General features: G+C 72.7%; 14 protein-coding genes. 6 read left to right on the top strand and 8 right to left on the bottom strand.

The window, feature by feature from the left end; all coding sequences use genetic code 11:
- Nucleotides 1-198: 198 nt before the first annotated feature.
- Complete coding sequence (locus tag ACZ4WH_RS37680) at nucleotides 199-1,830, bottom strand: M48 family metalloprotease (RefSeq protein ID WP_468189470.1); 1,632 nt, start codon at nucleotides 1,828-1,830, stop codon at nucleotides 199-201.
- Nucleotides 1,831-2,049: 219 nt separating this feature from the next.
- Nucleotides 2,050-3,168 (bottom strand): hypothetical protein, encoded by a 1,119-nt coding sequence (locus ACZ4WH_RS37675; RefSeq protein WP_468189468.1) that lies wholly within the window; start codon nucleotides 3,166-3,168, stop codon nucleotides 2,050-2,052.
- 264 nt (nucleotides 3,169-3,432) lie between these two features.
- Between ACZ4WH_RS37675 and ACZ4WH_RS37670 the strand changes: the two genes are divergently transcribed.
- Nucleotides 3,433-4,590 (top strand): cystathionine gamma-synthase, encoded by a 1,158-nt coding sequence (locus ACZ4WH_RS37670; RefSeq protein WP_468189466.1) that lies wholly within the window; start codon nucleotides 3,433-3,435, stop codon nucleotides 4,588-4,590.
- Between the two features lie 5 nt (nucleotides 4,591-4,595).
- Here the strand turns inward: ACZ4WH_RS37670 and ACZ4WH_RS37665 are convergent, their stop codons facing one another.
- The 3 genes from ACZ4WH_RS37665 to ACZ4WH_RS37655 form a co-directional block, all read right to left on the bottom strand.
- The gene (locus tag ACZ4WH_RS37665) at nucleotides 4,596-4,844 is read right to left on the bottom strand and encodes a hypothetical protein (protein WP_468189464.1); all 249 of its coding nucleotides are present in this window, start codon (nucleotides 4,842-4,844) and stop codon (nucleotides 4,596-4,598) included.
- 97 nt (nucleotides 4,845-4,941) lie between these two features.
- Nucleotides 4,942-5,445 (bottom strand): sigma factor-like helix-turn-helix DNA-binding protein, encoded by a 504-nt coding sequence (locus ACZ4WH_RS37660; RefSeq protein WP_468189462.1) that lies wholly within the window; start codon nucleotides 5,443-5,445, stop codon nucleotides 4,942-4,944.
- Nucleotides 5,446-5,621: 176 nt separating this feature from the next.
- The gene (locus tag ACZ4WH_RS37655; RefSeq protein ID WP_171159750.1) at nucleotides 5,622-6,128 is read right to left on the bottom strand and encodes a MarR family winged helix-turn-helix transcriptional regulator; all 507 of its coding nucleotides are present in this window, start codon (nucleotides 6,126-6,128) and stop codon (nucleotides 5,622-5,624) included.
- A 162-nt stretch (nucleotides 6,129-6,290) separates the two neighbouring features.
- On the opposite strand from ACZ4WH_RS37655, the gene ilvA reads away from it, so the two are divergent.
- From ilvA to ACZ4WH_RS37640, 3 genes are all read left to right on the top strand, one after another.
- Entirely contained in the window at nucleotides 6,291-7,520 is a 1,230-nt protein-coding gene (gene ilvA / locus ACZ4WH_RS37650; protein WP_468189460.1) for a threonine ammonia-lyase, read from the top strand.
- A gap of 228 nt (nucleotides 7,521-7,748) precedes the next feature.
- A complete protein-coding gene (locus tag ACZ4WH_RS37645) occupies nucleotides 7,749-8,732 on the top strand; it encodes an ATP-binding cassette domain-containing protein (protein ID WP_468189458.1) in 984 nt (327 codons plus the stop codon).
- Nucleotides 8,729-9,586, top strand: coding sequence for an ABC transporter permease (locus ACZ4WH_RS37640; protein ID WP_468189456.1), 858 nt, complete (start codon nucleotides 8,729-8,731; stop codon nucleotides 9,584-9,586). The genes ACZ4WH_RS37645 and ACZ4WH_RS37640 overlap by 4 nt, the downstream gene beginning before the upstream one ends.
- A 141-nt stretch (nucleotides 9,587-9,727) precedes the next feature.
- Here the strand turns inward: ACZ4WH_RS37640 and greA are convergent, their stop codons facing one another.
- Both greA and ACZ4WH_RS37630 read right to left on the bottom strand, forming a co-directional pair.
- Nucleotides 9,728-10,225 (bottom strand): transcription elongation factor GreA, encoded by a 498-nt coding sequence (greA, locus tag ACZ4WH_RS37635; protein WP_468189454.1) that lies wholly within the window; start codon nucleotides 10,223-10,225, stop codon nucleotides 9,728-9,730.
- A gap of 210 nt (nucleotides 10,226-10,435) precedes the next feature.
- Nucleotides 10,436-10,834: a DUF4307 domain-containing protein gene (locus ACZ4WH_RS37630; RefSeq protein ID WP_468189452.1), complete on the bottom strand. Its 399-nt coding sequence runs from the start codon at nucleotides 10,832-10,834 to the stop codon at nucleotides 10,436-10,438.
- Nucleotides 10,835-10,958: 124 nt separating this feature from the next.
- On the opposite strand from ACZ4WH_RS37630, the gene mca reads away from it, so the two are divergent.
- Together mca and ACZ4WH_RS37620 are read left to right on the top strand one after the other, a co-directional pair.
- Entirely contained in the window at nucleotides 10,959-11,819 is an 861-nt protein-coding gene (gene mca, locus ACZ4WH_RS37625) for a mycothiol conjugate amidase Mca (RefSeq protein ID WP_468189474.1), read from the top strand.
- Nucleotides 11,812-12,060, top strand: coding sequence for a hypothetical protein (locus ACZ4WH_RS37620; protein ID WP_468189450.1), 249 nt, complete (start codon nucleotides 11,812-11,814; stop codon nucleotides 12,058-12,060). Before mca ends, ACZ4WH_RS37620 begins: the two co-directional genes overlap by 8 nt.
- A 10-nt stretch (nucleotides 12,061-12,070) precedes the next feature.
- On the opposite strand, the gene ACZ4WH_RS37615 is transcribed toward ACZ4WH_RS37620, so the two are convergent.
- Nucleotides 12,071-15,277 carry a tetratricopeptide repeat protein gene (locus ACZ4WH_RS37615; protein ID WP_468189448.1) on the bottom strand — a complete coding sequence of 1,069 codons (3,207 nt, stop codon included), beginning with the start codon at nucleotides 15,275-15,277 and terminating at the stop codon, nucleotides 12,071-12,073.
- Between the last annotated feature and the right edge of the window lie 275 nt (nucleotides 15,278-15,552).

Here is a 15,552-nt window from a genome sequence, read left to right as displayed (position 1 = left end):
GGGGGGGGGGGGGGGGGGGGGGGGGGGGGGGGGGGGGGGGGGGGGGGGGGGTGGGCGGGGGGGGGGGGGGGGGGGGGGGGGGGGGGGGGGGGGGGGGGGGTCTTTTTTTTTTTGGGGGGGGGGGGGGGGGGGGGGGGGGGGGGGGGGGGGGGGGGGGGTGGGGGGGTTGGGGGGGGGGGGGGGGGGCCCCCCGGCGCGTCAGGCGTTCTGGGTCGCCGGCGGCAGGAGCGCCCGCAGCTGTGCGGTGTCGGGGTGGTCGGCGAGCGCCGCCTCCACGGCCGCCTCCAGCGCCGCCTCCGGACCGTCGTCCTCCGTCTCCGAGCCCCAGCCGGGCAGCCGCACCGTCGCCGGGCGGGACCAGGAGAACTCCCAGTGCAGCAGCGACCGGGAGCTGAACTCGGCCAGCACCATGGTGCGCAGCGAGCGCCGCAGCGCGGGCCGTACGAACTCGCGGAACGCCCGACCCTTCGCGGCGGCCGCCTCCTCCGACAGCGGCAGCTGCTCCGCCAGCCGCCACAGCCGGCCGTCGTCGATGACGTCCAGCAGCACGGACAGCGTCGCAGGCTGCCCGGTGTACTGGGCCAGCGCCCGGTGCAGCGGGGTCTGCGCCGACGACAGGCCCGTGGCCATCGAGGCGTCCAGCAGGTCCTCCCAGCCGGCCGCGCGCGGGTAGCGGAGCAGTTCGTCGGCGAGGACGGCGTCCTCCAGGGCGGCCAGGGTGCGCGCCGGGTCGGTCAGCAGGGCCAGCGCCGCGCCCTTGGCCTCGTCGGCGCGGCCGTCGGCGGGCAGCGCCTCGATCCGGCGCACTCGGTCGGCGATCGGCGGGTGCGAGTCGTACGGCCCGGCCGGCTCCTCCGGCAGCTCCGAGCGGAGACCCGCCAGCTCCAGTTCACGGGCCGTCAGCAGCCGGCCGAAGCCGCCGAAGAACTCGCCGCGCGGCGGCAGCAGCCGGGCCGGTAGGCCGAGGGTGGCGTAGGACTCCAGGTAGAAGTCGTGGGAGGCGGACAGCACCGGGATCTCCCGCAGCGCCGACGCGGTCGCGTCACGTCCGGCGATCCGGGCGGCGGTCAGGTCGGCGGCGTACTCCTGGCCGCGCGCGGTGGAGAGGGAGGCGCGCAGGAAGAGCTTGCCGTACGCGGTGTAGATCCGCGCCATCGTCCGGTACGTCGCTCCGACGCCGGTCGTGTCGACCTGCTTGGCCTTCTTGCCCTTGGCGACCCGCTTGGCGGACGCCCGCTCCTGCCGGGCCCGGTCGGCGGCCACCTTGTCGTCCGCCTTCTCGTGGAACTGGCCGATGACCCGGCCGATCTGCACGCGCCCGCGCACGACCAGCGCGGAGAGCCGGGTGTCACCGCCGGTGAAATGCCCGAACTCGTGGGCGAGCACGGACCGCAGCTGGGCCTCGGTCAGGCCGGTCAGCAGCGGGACGCCGAGGTAGAGGCGGCGCGGGCCGGGGAGCAGGCCGAGCAGCCGCGGATTCTCGCTGACGGCCGCGTTGACCTCGCCGGTGAGCAGGATGCGGTCGGGCGCGCGGGTGCCGGCCGCCGCGGCCAACTCCCGGACCAGCGCCCACAACCGGGGCTCGTCGGTCTCGGTGACCGGGATGCCGGGCCCGTCCTCACCCTTCGGGGTGCGCAGCATCACCATGCCGCGGACGACGGGGATGGCCAGCAGTACCGTGACGAAGCCGACCTTCAGCGTGAGCGGGCCGTGTCCCCAGCTGAACACGAGGACGTCGACGCCGATCAGCGCGGCGAGCAGGACGAGGCTCAGCAGGTAGAAACCGAGCAGCAGGACGAGGGCGCGCAGCGCGCGCAGAGTTGCGCCCATCGGGCAGATCCCCCCACAGGACCTCAGAAAAGGGACATGACGGAGCGCCGGACCGGCGGCGGGCCGGTCGGTGCGCGGGTGGTGCTTGGTGGTGCCGGCGGTGCTTGGTGGTGCGGATGGTGCTTGTGGGGGGATGCGGAGTATGCCCTACCGCAGGTCAGAAGGGCAATGCGGTGGGGGAGGAAGGGAAAGGGGGTGGGTCGTCCCGCGCGGGTCGGGTCAGCCGGGGAGGCCGGCCGGGGTGCCGCCGTTGGCCTCGTAACCGGCCACCGCCAGCGCGCGGTGCAGGGCGAACTCGGCGGCCGGGTCGGTGAACAGGGTCCACGGCAGCGCGCCGACGTGGCCGTCGATGTGTATCAGCTGCTGCATGGCCTCCGCCCAGCGCTCGGCGCGGACCAGGAAGAAGAGCAGCAGATGCCGGACGTGCGGCAGCGTCGGGTCGTCGGGGTCGGCCGCGTGCACCGCGTGCAGCGCGCCGTGGATCGCCTTGGTCACGACCTCGCTCTGGTAGAAGCTCGCGACCAGGTTCACCTCCGGCAGGTGCTCGAACACCGCGAACAGCGGCAGCGCGGCGAGCAGCGAACCCTCCGGAGCGCGGGCCGCGGCGGCCTCGGCGAAGGAGTACGCCTGCTCGCGCGAGCCGTGCCACTTCTCGCACCAGTAGTGCAGCGCGGCCAGATGCGCGCCCATGTGATGCGGGGCGCGGTCGAGGATCTTCAGCCAGAGCTGGTCGAACTCCGCCTGCGGATAGGCCAGTCCGCGCGCGATGGACAGCTCTATGACGTACGGCACGGGGTCACCGGGAGCCAGCAGGGCGGCCTGCGCACAGGCGTCCCGGGCCTCCTCCATGATGATCCGGAAGTCGTCCGCCCCGGGCGTCGACGTCCGCCAGGCCTGCTGCACCAGGAACTCGGCGTGGACGGCGGCGCCGCCCGCGTCCTTGGGCTGCTCGGCCCGCCACACCCGCAGCCACTGGCCGCCCGGCGTCTCGTGCACCCCGCCGGGCCGCTGCCGCAGCTCCAGCGCGGCGGCACCGGCGAAGGCCTGCACCCGCTGCCAACGCCGCTCGCCCTCGGACTCGGTGCCGGCCAGCAACTGGGCGGCGGCCCGGTAGTCCTGGGTGCGCTGCACCAGCTCCAGGACCTGGAGCAGGTCCTCGTCCGGGCCGGGCAGGCGTACGTCCAGCTCCTCCTGGCGCACGAAGCCGTAGGCCGCCGGGTCGGCGGCGTCCGGGTGTCCCGGGGGTACCTGCTCGATCACCCCGCGCCTGCGCCGTATGACCGGGAGCAGCACGAAGCTCAGCAGGAGCAACGCCATCAGCAGCCAGAGAATCGACATGCCTCAAGCGAACCAGACGCCGCCGACAATTGGCGAACCCCGCCGTCGGCCTGTGGAAAACTCCGGACGGGTGCATGACAGCTGGACGCTTCGGAGCAGGGCAACGGGGCGCATGAGCAGGCAGTGGGACGCCTCGAAGCAGGACAGCGGGACTGCTGGAAGCAGGACAGCGGACGGCTCCGAGCACGACGACGGGATCGCGGGGCGCGGCGAGGCCCCATGGCGGGCGTCACGATCCGGCCAGGCGCACTACGCTCGGTGCACATGAGCGACAGGCACATCAGTCAGCACTTCGAGACCCTCGCGATCCACGCGGGCAACACCGCGGATCCCCTCACCGGCGCGGTCGTCCCGCCGATCTACCAGGTCTCGACCTACAAGCAGGACGGCGTCGGCGGGCTCCGCGGCGGCTACGAGTACAGCCGGAGCGCCAACCCGACCCGGACCGCCCTGGAGGAGAACCTCGCCGCGCTGGAGGGCGGTCGCCGCGGCCTCGCCTTCGCGTCCGGCCTGGCGGCCGAGGACACTCTGCTGCGTACGCTCCTCACCCCCGGCGACCACGTGGTGATCCCGAACGACGCCTACGGCGGCACCTTCCGGCTGTTCGCCAAGGTCGCCACCCGCTGGGGGGTGGAGTGGTCGGTCGCCGACACCAGCGACCCGGCCGCCGTGCGGGCCGCGATCACCCCGAAGACCAAGGCCGTCTGGGTGGAGACCCCTTCCAACCCGCTGCTCGGCATCACCGACATCGCCGCCGTCGCTCAGGTCGCCCACGACGCGGGCGCCAAGCTCGTCGTCGACAACACCTTCGCCACCCCCTACCTCCAGCAGCCGCTGTCGCTCGGCGCCGATGTCGTCGTGCACTCCCTCACCAAGTACATGGGCGGCCACTCCGACGTGGTCGGCGGCGCGCTGATCGTCTCCGACCCTGCGCTCGGCGAGGAACTGGCCTACCACCAGAACGCGATGGGTGCCGTCGCCGGCCCCTTCGACTCCTGGCTCGTGCTGCGCGGCACCAAGACCCTCGCGGTGCGCATGGACCGGCACAGCGAGAACGCCACGAAGATCGCCGACATGCTGTCCCGGCACGCGCGCGTGACGAGCGTGCTCTACCCGGGGCTGCCCGAGCACCCTGGTCACGAGGTCGCCGCCAAGCAGATGAAGGCGTTCGGCGGCATGGTGTCGTTCCGGGTCGAGGGCGGCGAGCAGGCCGCGGTCGACGTGTGCAACCGCGCCCAGGTGTTCACCCTCGGCGAGTCCCTCGGCGGCGTCGAGTCCCTCATCGAGCACCCCGGCCGGATGACGCACGCCTCCGCGGCCGGCTCCGCGCTGGAGGTCCCGGCCGACCTGGTGCGCCTGTCGGTCGGCATCGAGAACGTCGACGACCTGCTGGAGGACCTCCAGCAGGCCCTCGGCCAGTAGCGGGATCACCAGCCGGTGAGCGGTGGGGTCGTCTGCGAGGGCGGCTCCACCCAGGGGTGGGCGTCCGCCGCCCACACGGCGAGCGCGACGGCCGCGACGCAGGCCAGCAGCCACAGCACCCGGCGGACGAGCTGACGCCGCCGCAGCAGACGTTCCCCACGGCGCACCGCGTCGCCGTACAGCTCCGGCGGTACCGGCGCCCCGCCCTGCTCCATGATCCGCCGCACAGCGGCCTCGCGCTCACCCCGTTTCACCACGACCTCCCGCCGCCGGACCGGCGCTCCCGCAAGACGGGCCTGCCCTGGTGCCGGTCGCGCGCGCGGACGCGCCGTACGAGGTCGCCGGCGCGGCTCATGACGGTGCCACCTTCGTGTTCGCCGTGCGAGGGACGGCCGGGCGGGCGGGGTGCAGTACGTCGGCCGTCGCGCGGTCGCAGAGGGTGTGGACGCGTTCCGTGGGCAGGCCCAGCAGGGCCGCCGTCTGCTCCTCGGCCACACCCTCGTAGAACCGCAGGACGAGGACCAGTCGTTCCTGCGGCGTGAGGGCGGCGAGCGGACTGCGCGGATCCGGCCGGGCGCGGCCGAAGGCGCCGTACTGGTGCCAGGTGGTGCGCGCGAAGCGGGTGGCGAGGTACTGGCGGGCGCAGTCGTACGGGTCCTCGCCGCGCAGCCGGTCCCAGCGGGCGTAGGTGTCGGCGAGCGCGAGCGTCAGCAGGCGCCGCGCGCGCGGGTTGGCGTCCGGCGCCTCCGCGGTGAGCAGCATGGCGGTGTGCAGCAGGCGCCCGGCCGCGCCCGCCACGAACGCCTCGAACTCCCGGGCCCGGCGGGCATCGCGGGCCACTTGCCGATCACGCACCGCGCCTCCCCCCGACGGGGTCCCGCCCCGAACCCGGTCGGAGCCGGTCCGGACGAGCCCCTCTCCGGACCCGGTCTCATATCAGGCCAGTGGCGGGCCGGGGTCAAGACCTCGGAGCCTCTGCGGTGTGCCGTGTGCCGTGTGCCGTGTGCGGTGTGCGGTGTGCGGTGTGCGGGTCAGGAGGCCGGTGGCTGCTCGGCCGCCGGAACGCCCTGCACCGTCATCCGCGCGGAGAGCGCGTGATTGAAGCGGGTGAGGAGCGTGCAGAACTGCTCGCGCTCCTCCGGTGCCCAGTCGTGTGTCAGCTCGGCCATGAGCTGACGCCTGGACGACCGGACCTCCTCCAGCCGCGCGGCGCCGCGCGGCGACAACTGGAGCACCACCGCGCGCCCGTCCTCCGGATGCGAGGTGCGCTTGACGAGCCCGGTGTCGACCAGGGGCGCCACCTGCCGGGTGACCGTGGAGGAGTCGATGCCCATGCTCGCGGCGAGCGCCTTGACCCCCATCGGGCCTTCGTTGTCGAGCCGGTTGAGCAGCAGGTAGGCGGCGCGGTCCATGGAGTTGCGCACCTGGCCGACGCCGCCGAGCCGCGTCTGTTCGGCACGGCGGGCGAACACCGCCACCTCGTGCTGGAGGGTGTCGAGAAGACCGGTGTCACCGACGGTCGTCATGTCCATCGACATTTCAGGTGTTGTGGGCATGGCCGGAGGCTCGCTTCATGAAGGGCTGCTGGGTTGGGGGACAGGGTACGCGGCCCGGCGCCGAGCCGTACCAGCGCTGCACAAACCGGTCTCGCTGCTTGGTCACACCCGTCGTGCGCGAACGTGAACTGCGATGCTGGAGTCATGAGCTACCGCACGGCTGACTCCTTGCGCTCCGTGACCCTCGACGATGTGCGCGGCGCCCAGAAGATGCTGTCGGGGGTGGCACGTGTGACCGCGATGGAAGGCAGCCGGCACCTGTCCCAGATGGTCGGCGCTCCGGTGCACCTGAAGTGCGAGAACCTCCAGCGGACCGGCTCGTTCAAGCTGCGCGGCGCCTATGTGCGGATCGCCGGGCTGCTGCCGGAGGAGCGGGCGGCCGGTGTGGTGGCCGCGAGCGCCGGCAACCACGCGCAGGGTGTGGCGCTGGCCTCCTCTCTGCTCGGTGTGCACGCCACGGTGTTCATGCCGAAGGGCGCGCCGCTGCCGAAGATCAGCGCGACCCGGGACTACGGCGCCGAGGTGCGCCTGCACGGTCAGGTGGTCGACGAGACGCTGGCCGCCGCCCAGGAGTACGCCGCCGAGACCGGCGCGGTGTTCATCCATCCCTTCGACCACCCGGACGTGATCGCCGGCCAGGGCACGGTCGGCCTGGAGATCCTGGAGCAGTGCCCGGAGGTCCGCACGGTCGTCGTCGGCATGGGCGGCGGCGGGCTCGCGGCGGGTATCGCGGTGGGGGTGAAGGCGCTGCGGCCGGACGTGCGGATCGTCGGCGTGCAGGCGGAGGGGGCCGCCTGTTACCCGCCCTCGCTGGCCGCCGGGCGCCCGATGTCCTTGCTGAACCCGGCGACGATGGCCGACGGCATCAAGGTGGGGCGGCCCGGTGTGGTGCCGTTCGGGATCGTCGGCGAACTGGTCGACGAGGTGCGCACGGTCAGCGAGGACCAACTGTCGGCGGCGCTGCTGCTCTGCCTGGAGCGGGCCAAGCTGGTCGTGGAGCCGGCCGGGGGGAGCCCGGTCGCGGCGCTGCTCGCCGCGCCGGACGCCTTCGAGGGCCCGGTCGTCGCGGTGCTCTCCGGCGGAAACGTCGACCCGGTGCTGATGCAGCGCGTGCTGCGGCACGGCATGGCCGCGCAGGGCCGCTACCTGGCCGTACGGCTGCGGCTGACGGACCGGCCGGGTGCGCTCGCCACGCTGCTCGGGGTGCTGTCGGCGGTCGACGCCAACGTCCTCGACGTGAGCCACGTCCGCACCGATCCCCGGCTCGGGCTCGCGGAGGCCGAGGTGGAGCTGCACCTGGAGACGAAGGGCCCGGCGCACTGCGCCGAGGTCGGCCGGTCCCTGCGGGACGCCGGTTACACGGTCATGGCCTGACATCGAGCGGCCGTCCCCGGCCACCACCCGTTCGCGTGAAGCGTCTTGAGTGACGCGATACATCGCGTTATGGTGTGTCGTGTGCCCGCCGATCCGCCTGCCCGCACCGGCATCCGCATCCGTGCACACCGGCCTCCGCATCCGCGAAAACGGCAGGCGCGGCCGGGCGAACATACCTAGCCTTTGCGAAGAATCCGTCCCTGAATCCCCGACGACGTGGAGACACACATGCCAGGTGCCATCTATGCCGAAGGTCTGGTGAAGACCTTCGGCGACGTAAGGGCACTGGACGGCGTCGACCTCGACGTGCCCGAGGGCACGGTCCTCGGCCTGCTCGGGCCGAACGGCGCCGGCAAGACGACGGCCGTCCGCTGTCTGACGACCCTGCTGCGCCCCGACAGCGGCAAGGCGGTGGTCGCCGGCGTGGACGTGCTGCGGCACCCCGACGCCGTGCGCCGCTCCATCGGCCTGTCCGGCCAGTTCGCGGCGGTCGACGAATACCTGACCGGCCGCGAGAACTTGCAGATGGTCGGGCAGCTCTACCAGATGAGGGCGAAGGCGGCCAAGGCGCGCGCGACCGAGCTGCTGGAGCAGTTCAACCTCTCCGACGCCGCCGACCGCCCCGCCAAGACCTACTCCGGAGGCATGCGCCGCCGGCTGGACCTCGCCGCGGCCCTCGTGGTCTCGCCGCCGGTGATGTTCATGGACGAACCGACGACGGGCCTCGACCCGCGCAACCGCCAGCAGCTGTGGGAGGTCATCAAACAGCTCGTCTCCGGTGGTACGACGCTGCTGCTCACCACGCAGTATCTGGAAGAGGCCGACCACCTGGCCCACGACATCGCGGTCGTCGACCACGGCCGGGTCATCGCCAAGGGCACCTCCGACCAGCTCAAGGCCCGCACCGGCGGCGAGCGCGTCGAGGTCGTGGTGCACGAGCGGGAGCACATAGCCACCGCCGTCGAGGTGCTGCGCGGCTTCGGCAAGGGCGAGACCACGGTCGAGGAGCACACCCGCAAGCTAACGGTGCCCGTCACCGGCGGCGCCAAGCTGCTCGCCGAGGTCATCCGCGAGCTGGACTCGCGCGGGATCGAGATGGACGACATCGGGCTGCGCCGCCCCACCCTCGACGACGTCTTCCTGTCCCTGACCGGACATGTGGCGGAGAGCGCCGACCAGGACGAGCCGAAAGACAAGGAGGCCGTGAAATGAGTGCCGTCACCGAGGCCGTGCCCGTCGCGGCACCCGGCAACCCCGTGGGCAGATCCGTCCGCGACTCACTGATCGTTGCCAAACGCAATCTGATCCGCATGTCCAGAATCCCGGAGATGGTGATCTTCGGGCTGATCCAGCCGATCATGTTCGTGGTGCTGTTCACCTACGTGTTCGGCGGCTCCATGAAGATCGGCGCCAGCACCAGCGCGCTGGACTACACGAACTTCCTGATGGCGGGCATCTTCGCGCAGACCGTCACCTTCGCCACCGCCAGCTCCGGCGCGGGCATCGCCGACGACATGCACAAGGGCCTCATCGACCGGTTCCGCTCGCTGCCCATGGCGCGCGGCGCGGTGCTGACCGGCCGCACCCTGGCCGACCTGGTGCAGACGGCGCTCACCCTGCTGGTCCTCGCCATCGTCGCCCTACTGGTGGGCTGGCGGGCCGGTTCGGACGGCGGCACCAACGCGGGCAAGGTCCTCGCCGCCTTCGCCCTGCTGCTCCTGCTCGGGTACGCGTTCACCTGGATCGGCGCCTTGATCGGCCTCAGCGTGCGCACCCCGGAGGCGGCCACCTCCGGCGGGCTGATCTGGCTCTTCCCGGTGACGTTCATCTCCAACGCGTTCGTGGACACCGGCAACATGACGCCGTGGCTGCGGCACATAGCGGAGTGGAACCCGTTCAGTGCCACCGTCCAGGCGACCCGCGTGCTCTTCGCCAACCCCGGGCAGTCCACCTCGCACGCCTGGCCGATGGAGCACCCGGTCTGGGCCTCGCTGATCTACTCGGTGCTGATCATCGCGGTCTTCCGCACCCTCGCGGTGCGCAAGTACCGCTCAGCGACCGCCTGACAGCACCACAGCACCACAGACCACGGCACCACAGACCACGGCACCACAGTCACGGACCCGGGCCCGCACGACGGCCCGGAGCACGGCAAAGCCCCCGGCGCCCTGAGGGCGCCGGGGGCGGAAGCCAACCCGGGGCCGGGATCAGCCCGTGTACGGCTCGGCCTTCAGAATCCGGACCGAGGCCTTCTTGCCGTTCGGCAGCTCGTACTCCGCGTCCTCGCCGACCTTGTGGCCGGTGACACCCGCGCCGAGCGGGGACTGCGGCGAGTACGTCTCGATGTCGGCGCTCGCGTACTCGCGGGAGGCGAGCAGGAACGTCAGCGTGTCGTCCTCGTCGCCGTCGAAGGCGATGGTGACGACCATGCCCGGCGCGACGGCACCGTCCGCGGCCGGCGGCTCGCCGACCTTGGCGTTCTCGAGGAGCTGGGTCAGCTGGCGCACACGCAGCTCCTGCTTGCCCTGCTCCTCCTTGGCCGCGTGGTACCCGCCGTTCTCACGCAGGTCCCCCTCCTCGCGCGCGGCCGCGATCTTCGCGGCGATCTCCGTGCGCGCAGGACCAGTAAGGTACTCAAGCTCGTCCTTGAGCTTGTTGTACGCCTCCTGGGTCAGCCAGGTGACGTTCTCGCTGGTCTGGGTCACAGGGTGCTCCTCGTCGGTACTGGGGATACAAAGCATCGCCCTACCCAGAAGAATGTTCCCTCATGGATGGGCGAAACCACGAGCCTAACAATTCAACGCCGGAAGGGGGAGGACATAAGCCATCAGAATCACATCAACGCAGGTCGGGGCCTACGCATTCCGGGTGAACCCGGGGAGTGTCCGCGAGTGTCCGCCCGCCTGTGCCGCGTGTCAGTCGGCGTGACAGCCCAGCATCTCGGCCGTCGTCCCCTGGGCCGTCGTACGGAGGGTGACGACCTTGTCGATCCGCGTGGCCGACCCGGAGAAGCGGAAGTCGGCCCGGCCCACCTCGGCGCCGTCGGCCGACTGCGAGCGCAGGGTGCAGTAGCCGGACGTGCCGGCGTCCTTGTGGACCTCCAGGTGCACCTGGACCGCGTCGTCGGACGCCTTGAAGGTGATGACCTCGGCGCTGATCTCGTTCTGGGCGACGTAGTGGTAGAAGAAGAAGCCGACCAGTGCGAGCAGGACCGCGCCCAGCACCGAGCCGGCGATCCTGAGCTTGCGGTCGGCGCGCTGATCCGAGGAACGGCCGTAGCGGCCCTCGGGCAGCCGCGTGCTCGCGGTACTCATGATCGTCCTCTCCGCGGAATTATTCGCCCCCCGATTCGGTCACTATAGAAGCCGCCGATCGCACCCCACGTACCCGGGGCGCCGACTTACCGAGGATTGAGTCTTGACTGACCAGCTGCGACTGATGGCCGTTCACGCGCACCCCGACGACGAGTCGAGCAAGGGCGCGGCCACCATGGCGAAGTACGTGTCCGAGGGGGTGGACGTGCTGGTGGTGACCTGCACCGGCGGAGAGCGCGGGTCCATCCTCAATCCGAAGCTCCAGGGAGACTCCTACATCGAGGAGCACATCCACGAGGTCCGCCGGAAGGAGATGGACGAGGCCCGGGAGATCCTCGGCGTGAAGCAGGAGTGGCTCGGCTTCGTCGACTCCGGCCTGCCGGAGGGCGACCCGCTGCCGCCGCTGCCCGAGGGCTGCTTCGCCCTGGAGGACGTCGACAAGGCGGCCGGTGAGCTGGTGAAGCAGATCCGCTCCTTCCGCCCGCAGGTGATCACCACCTACGACGAGAACGGCGGCTACCCGCACCCCGACCACATCATGACCCACAAGATCTCCATGGTGGCGTTCGAAGGCGCGGCGGACACCGAGAAGTACCCCGAGGACGAGTTCGGCCCCGCCTACCAGCCGCTGAAGCTCTACTACAACCAGGGCTTCAACCGCCCCCGCACCGAGGCCCTGCACCAGGCCATGCTCGACCGCGGCCTGGAGTCGCCGTACGGGGAGTGGCTCAAGCGGTGGAACGAGATCGAGCGCACCGAACGCACCCTGACCACGCACGTGCCGTGCGCGGACTTCTTCGAGATCCGCGACAAGGCGCTGATCGCCCACGCCACGCAGATCGACCCGGACGGCGGCTGGTTCAAGGTGCCGATGGAGCTCCAGAAGGAGGTCTGGCCGACGGAGGAGTACGAGCTGGCGAAGTCTCTCGTCGATACCTCCCTCCCCGAGGACGACCTCTTCGCGGGCATCCGGGACAATGCCTGACATGAGCGCAAGCGTGAGCCTGGCAGTGACGCATCTCGTCCCCCTCGCCAAGGAGGTGGACGAGAACAAGGTCACCCCCGGCGTCCTCGGTTTCATCGTCTTCGCGGTGATGGCCGTGGCCGTGTGGGGCCTGATGAAGTCGATGAACAAGCACATGCAGAAGGTCGACTTCAAGGAGTCCCCGGACGCCGGAGCGGAGAAGGCCCGGGAGCAGGCCGACTCCCCGGCTCAGCAGCGCTGACCCGCGAGGGTCAGCGTCCCGCCGGCACCGCCACCCCCATCACCTCCCGGGCGTGGCGGTCCGGAGTCATGCGCAGCCGCCAGGCCTGCCAGCCGGCCTCCAGCTGGACACCCCGCTCCAGCAGCAGGGTGTACGCCGAGAGGTAGTCCTCCAGCTTCTCGTCCCGCAGCGGATGCGTGGCGCGGGCCAGCTGGGCCAGCTCCTCCTGGGCGACCGCCGTGCCCACCTCCACCCCGCCCGGCGCCGCGTACGGCAGCAGGGTGCAGCGCAGGAAGCGGGCCCAGTCCTCGCCGCGCCGGTCGCCGTAGGACGTGAACAGGGTGAGCGCCTCGTCGCACAGCGCCAGCGCCTGCTGCGTCCGCGCGTTGCCCGCGTCCACCACCGCCAGCTCCAGGCAGGTCCAGGCCTCGCCGTGGGCGACACCGATCCGCTGGAAGTCGGCGCGGGCGTCCACCAGGAGCTGACGGGCGAAACCGGAGTTGCGCAGCGAGCCGGTCTGCGCTGCCCGCTGGTCCCGGGTCGCCCGCGCCGAGTGGTGCCGGGCGCAGGCCAGGCCGTACACGTCCCGCATCCGGGAGAACATCGTCCGGGACCGCTCCAGGTCGCGCACCGCCTGGTCCAGCTCGCCGGTCTCCTCCAGCGCCTGCCCCAGGTAGTACAGCGTCCACGCCTCGCCGCGCGCGTCCTCGTTCTCCCGGTGCCGGGGCACCGCCTGGCGCAGGCTCTCCACGGCGGCGGAGGCGTCACCGGCCACCAGCCGGGCCCGGGCCAGCTGGGTCAGCGCCCACGCCTCGCCGCGGGCGTCGCGCGTCCGGCCGTACCGCTCCAGGGCCGCCCGCAGCTCCGTCTCCGCGCGCGGGACGTCCCCCAGCCGCAGCGCCAGCTGGCCCAGCTGGAAGTGCGCCCAGGCCTCGCCGTGCACCGAGCCGCCCTCCCGGTGCAGGACCAGGGAGCGGGTGAGCAGGTCCAGTGCCTCCGCCAGCCGGGCCCGGTCCCGCTGGACGGCCGCCAGCGCGTGCATCGTCCACGCCCGGTCCGTCGCCAGCTCCGGCGCCGCTTGCAGGTCCAGGGACTCCTGGAGCCTGGCCGCCGCCTCGGTGAGGTTGCCCTGGTGGTGCAGCGTGATCCCGAGCGAGGTCAGGGCGCGGGCCGCCCCCGCGTCATGGTGGGCCTCCCGGTACAGGTCCACGACCGAGGCCAGCGTGGTGCGCGCCTTGTCCAGCTCGCCTAGCTGCCGGGCCGCGATGCCGGTACGCCACTGCACCGAGCGCACCAGCAGCCCCTGGTCCACCGACTGCGCCAGCTCGCTGATCTCACCGAGCCGGTACAGGTCGCCGCGCAGCAGGCAGTAGTCGCACAGCGCGCCGAGCAGATTCAGCACGGGCGCCTGGTTCACGCCCTCCGCCTGCCGCAGGGCCGCCGTGATGAAGCTGGACTCGTCGTCCAGCCAGCGCAGCGCCTCGTCGAGCGAGGGGAAGCCGTGCGAGCCGAACTGGTTCGACCGCGTCGACATGTTCCCGTCGACCAGGCGCAGCACCGAGTCGGCCAGCTCCGCGTAGTTCACGATCAGCCGCTCCTGCGCCGCCGCGCGCTCGGCCGGGTCCTCCTCGTCGAGCAGCCGGGCGTGCGCGAAGGCCCGTACCAGGTCGTGCAGCCGGTAGCGGCTGCCGCGCACATGGTCGATCAGCCCGGCCCGGGCCAGCGCCACCAGGTGCCGGGTGGCCTCGGCCTCGTCGGTGGCGAGCAGCGAGGCCGCCGCCGCCGCGCCCAGCGAGGCCCGGCCCGCCAGGGCCAGCCTGCGCAGCAGCCGGCGGGTGGGCTCCGGCTGGTCGGTGTAGCGCAGCCACAGCGCCCGCTCCACCGGCTCCACCGGGCCGTACGCGCCCAGGTCCGCGGCCAGCTGCCGGGGCGAGCGCGGGCCCAGCGCCGAGCCCGCGATCCGCAGCGCCAGCGGCAGCCCGCCGCACAGCTCGCGGACCCGGTCGGCGGAGTCGGCGTCGTACGGCCCCGACGCGTCCTCCGCCGCCGCGCTCAGCAGCTCCTCGGCGCCCGCCGCGTCCAGCGCCCGCACCGGCAGCTCATGCACCCAGGCCGCCAGGTCGGCGGGCAGGTCCAGGGGCGTACGGCTGGTCACCAGCACCAGGCTGTCGGACCGCTCCGGCACCAGGGCGCGCACCTGCTCCGGGTCCGAGGCGTCGTCCAGCACGATCGTCACCGGCAGCCCGGTCAGATGCCGGTGGTACAGCTCGGCGAGCCGTTTGACCTGCTGGTCGGGGGAGGACCGCTCCCGGAACAGCAACTGCTCCCGGGGTGCGCCCAGCCGGTTGAGCAGGTGCAGCAGGGCGTCCCGGGTGGACAGCGGCGCCTCCTCCCGGGTGTCGCCGCGCAGGTCCACCACCACCGCGCCCCGGAAGTGGTCCCGCAGCTCGTGCGCCGCGCGCACCGCGAGCGTGGTCCGGCCGGAACCGGGCTCGCCGTGCAGCACCACCAGCGTCGGCCGGGTCTCGGTGGCCGCACGGGCCGCCTGCGCCCACTGTCTGATCCGCCCCAGCTCCGCCCGGCGCCCCGCGAACGGGCCGTCGGCGTCCGGGAGCTGCCCGAAGGACTGCTCCAGCACCGACCGTCTGCGGGCCGCCGCGCTCTTGTCCGCGCCGCGCAGCGCCGGGCCGCCGCCGGTCTTCTTGGCGCCGGTGGAGGCGCTGAGCACCCGCTGCTGGTCGAGGAACGGGCGGATGCCCCGCACCTCCAGCGCGGTCAGCCACTGCAACCGCAGCTGTTCCGGGCCGCCGGGCTGGCCGGCCGCGCCCGCGCGGTGGTGGGCGGCGGGCAGATGCGCACCGGCCACCTTCACCACCGTGGCGGCGGCGCCCACCGCGGCCGCGGTGACACCCGCGCCGAGGGCCGTGCCGGTACCGGTGCCGAGGGTCAGGTCGGCCACGGCGGCGGCGACGGCGGCGACGGCCGCCACCAGCAGGGCCGTTCCGGCGCCTTCGCGCGCGTACCGCTGGCCGAAGGTCAGCCGGCCGGCCTCCGCCTCGTCCAGGGCGCGCGTGTAGGCCTCGTACTCCTCGCCGGCCGCCCCGGCCATCGCGTCCAGCGCGCCGCGCGCCCGGGACAGCAGCAGCTGACCGTCGATCCGCCCGCCCGAACGCCGTACCTCCTCCTCCACGGCCCGCACCAGCAGCCGCTCGGCCTCCGCCCGATGACCGTCCCGCATGTCCCGTCCCCCTCCGGCGGCAACTCCGTTGCCAATGAGTGTCCTTCGGCGGAGGCGGGATGGCGAGGGGGTGACGATCAGCGGGGGTGGTGAGGGTTTCGTGTCGGCTCCCCGTGGGTCGTCGGGATCGTGGTCCCGGTGGCGGGAATTCTCGTCACCGTCCTGGTGAGCCGGCAGCGGACCCCGGCGAGAGCGCCCCGGCGGCCAGCCCCCGCCGGCCGACTCCGGCGCCGCGACGGCGGACGCGTGCGCCGCGAGCGTGGAGCGCAACGGCA

The sequence above is a fragment of the Streptomyces sp. NPDC029138 genome, assembly GCF_055564375.1.
This window is presented reverse-complemented; position numbering and strand designations above follow the sequence as displayed.

Bases quoted from the DNA above. Each gene is read 5' to 3' on its own strand.
- ACZ4WH_RS37640 (WP_468189456.1), top strand. From the start codon at position 8,729: ATGAGTGCCGTCACCGAGGCCGTGCCCGTCGCGGCACCCGGCAACCCC.
- ilvA (WP_468189460.1), top strand. From the start codon at position 6,291: ATGAGCTACCGCACGGCTGACTCCTTGCGCTCCGTGACCCTCGACGAT.
- ACZ4WH_RS37630 (WP_468189452.1), bottom strand. From the start codon at position 10,834: ATGAGTACCGCGAGCACGCGGCTGCCCGAGGGCCGCTACGGCCGTTCC.
- ACZ4WH_RS37680 (WP_468189470.1), bottom strand. From the start codon at position 1,830: ATGGGCGCAACTCTGCGCGCGCTGCGCGCCCTCGTCCTGCTGCTCGGT.
- ACZ4WH_RS37620 (WP_468189450.1), top strand. From the start codon at position 11,812: ATGCCTGACATGAGCGCAAGCGTGAGCCTGGCAGTGACGCATCTCGTC.
- ACZ4WH_RS37615 (WP_468189448.1), bottom strand. From the start codon at position 15,277: ATGCGGGACGGTCATCGGGCGGAGGCCGAGCGGCTGCTGGTGCGGGCC.
- ACZ4WH_RS37670 (WP_468189466.1), top strand. From the start codon at position 3,433: ATGAGCGACAGGCACATCAGTCAGCACTTCGAGACCCTCGCGATCCAC.
- ACZ4WH_RS37655 (WP_171159750.1), bottom strand. From the start codon at position 6,128: ATGTCGATGGACATGACGACCGTCGGTGACACCGGTCTTCTCGACACC.
- ACZ4WH_RS37645 (WP_468189458.1), top strand. From the start codon at position 7,749: ATGCCAGGTGCCATCTATGCCGAAGGTCTGGTGAAGACCTTCGGCGAC.
- mca (WP_468189474.1), top strand. From the start codon at position 10,959: ATGGCCGTTCACGCGCACCCCGACGACGAGTCGAGCAAGGGCGCGGCC.
- ACZ4WH_RS37675 (WP_468189468.1), bottom strand. From the start codon at position 3,168: ATGTCGATTCTCTGGCTGCTGATGGCGTTGCTCCTGCTGAGCTTCGTG.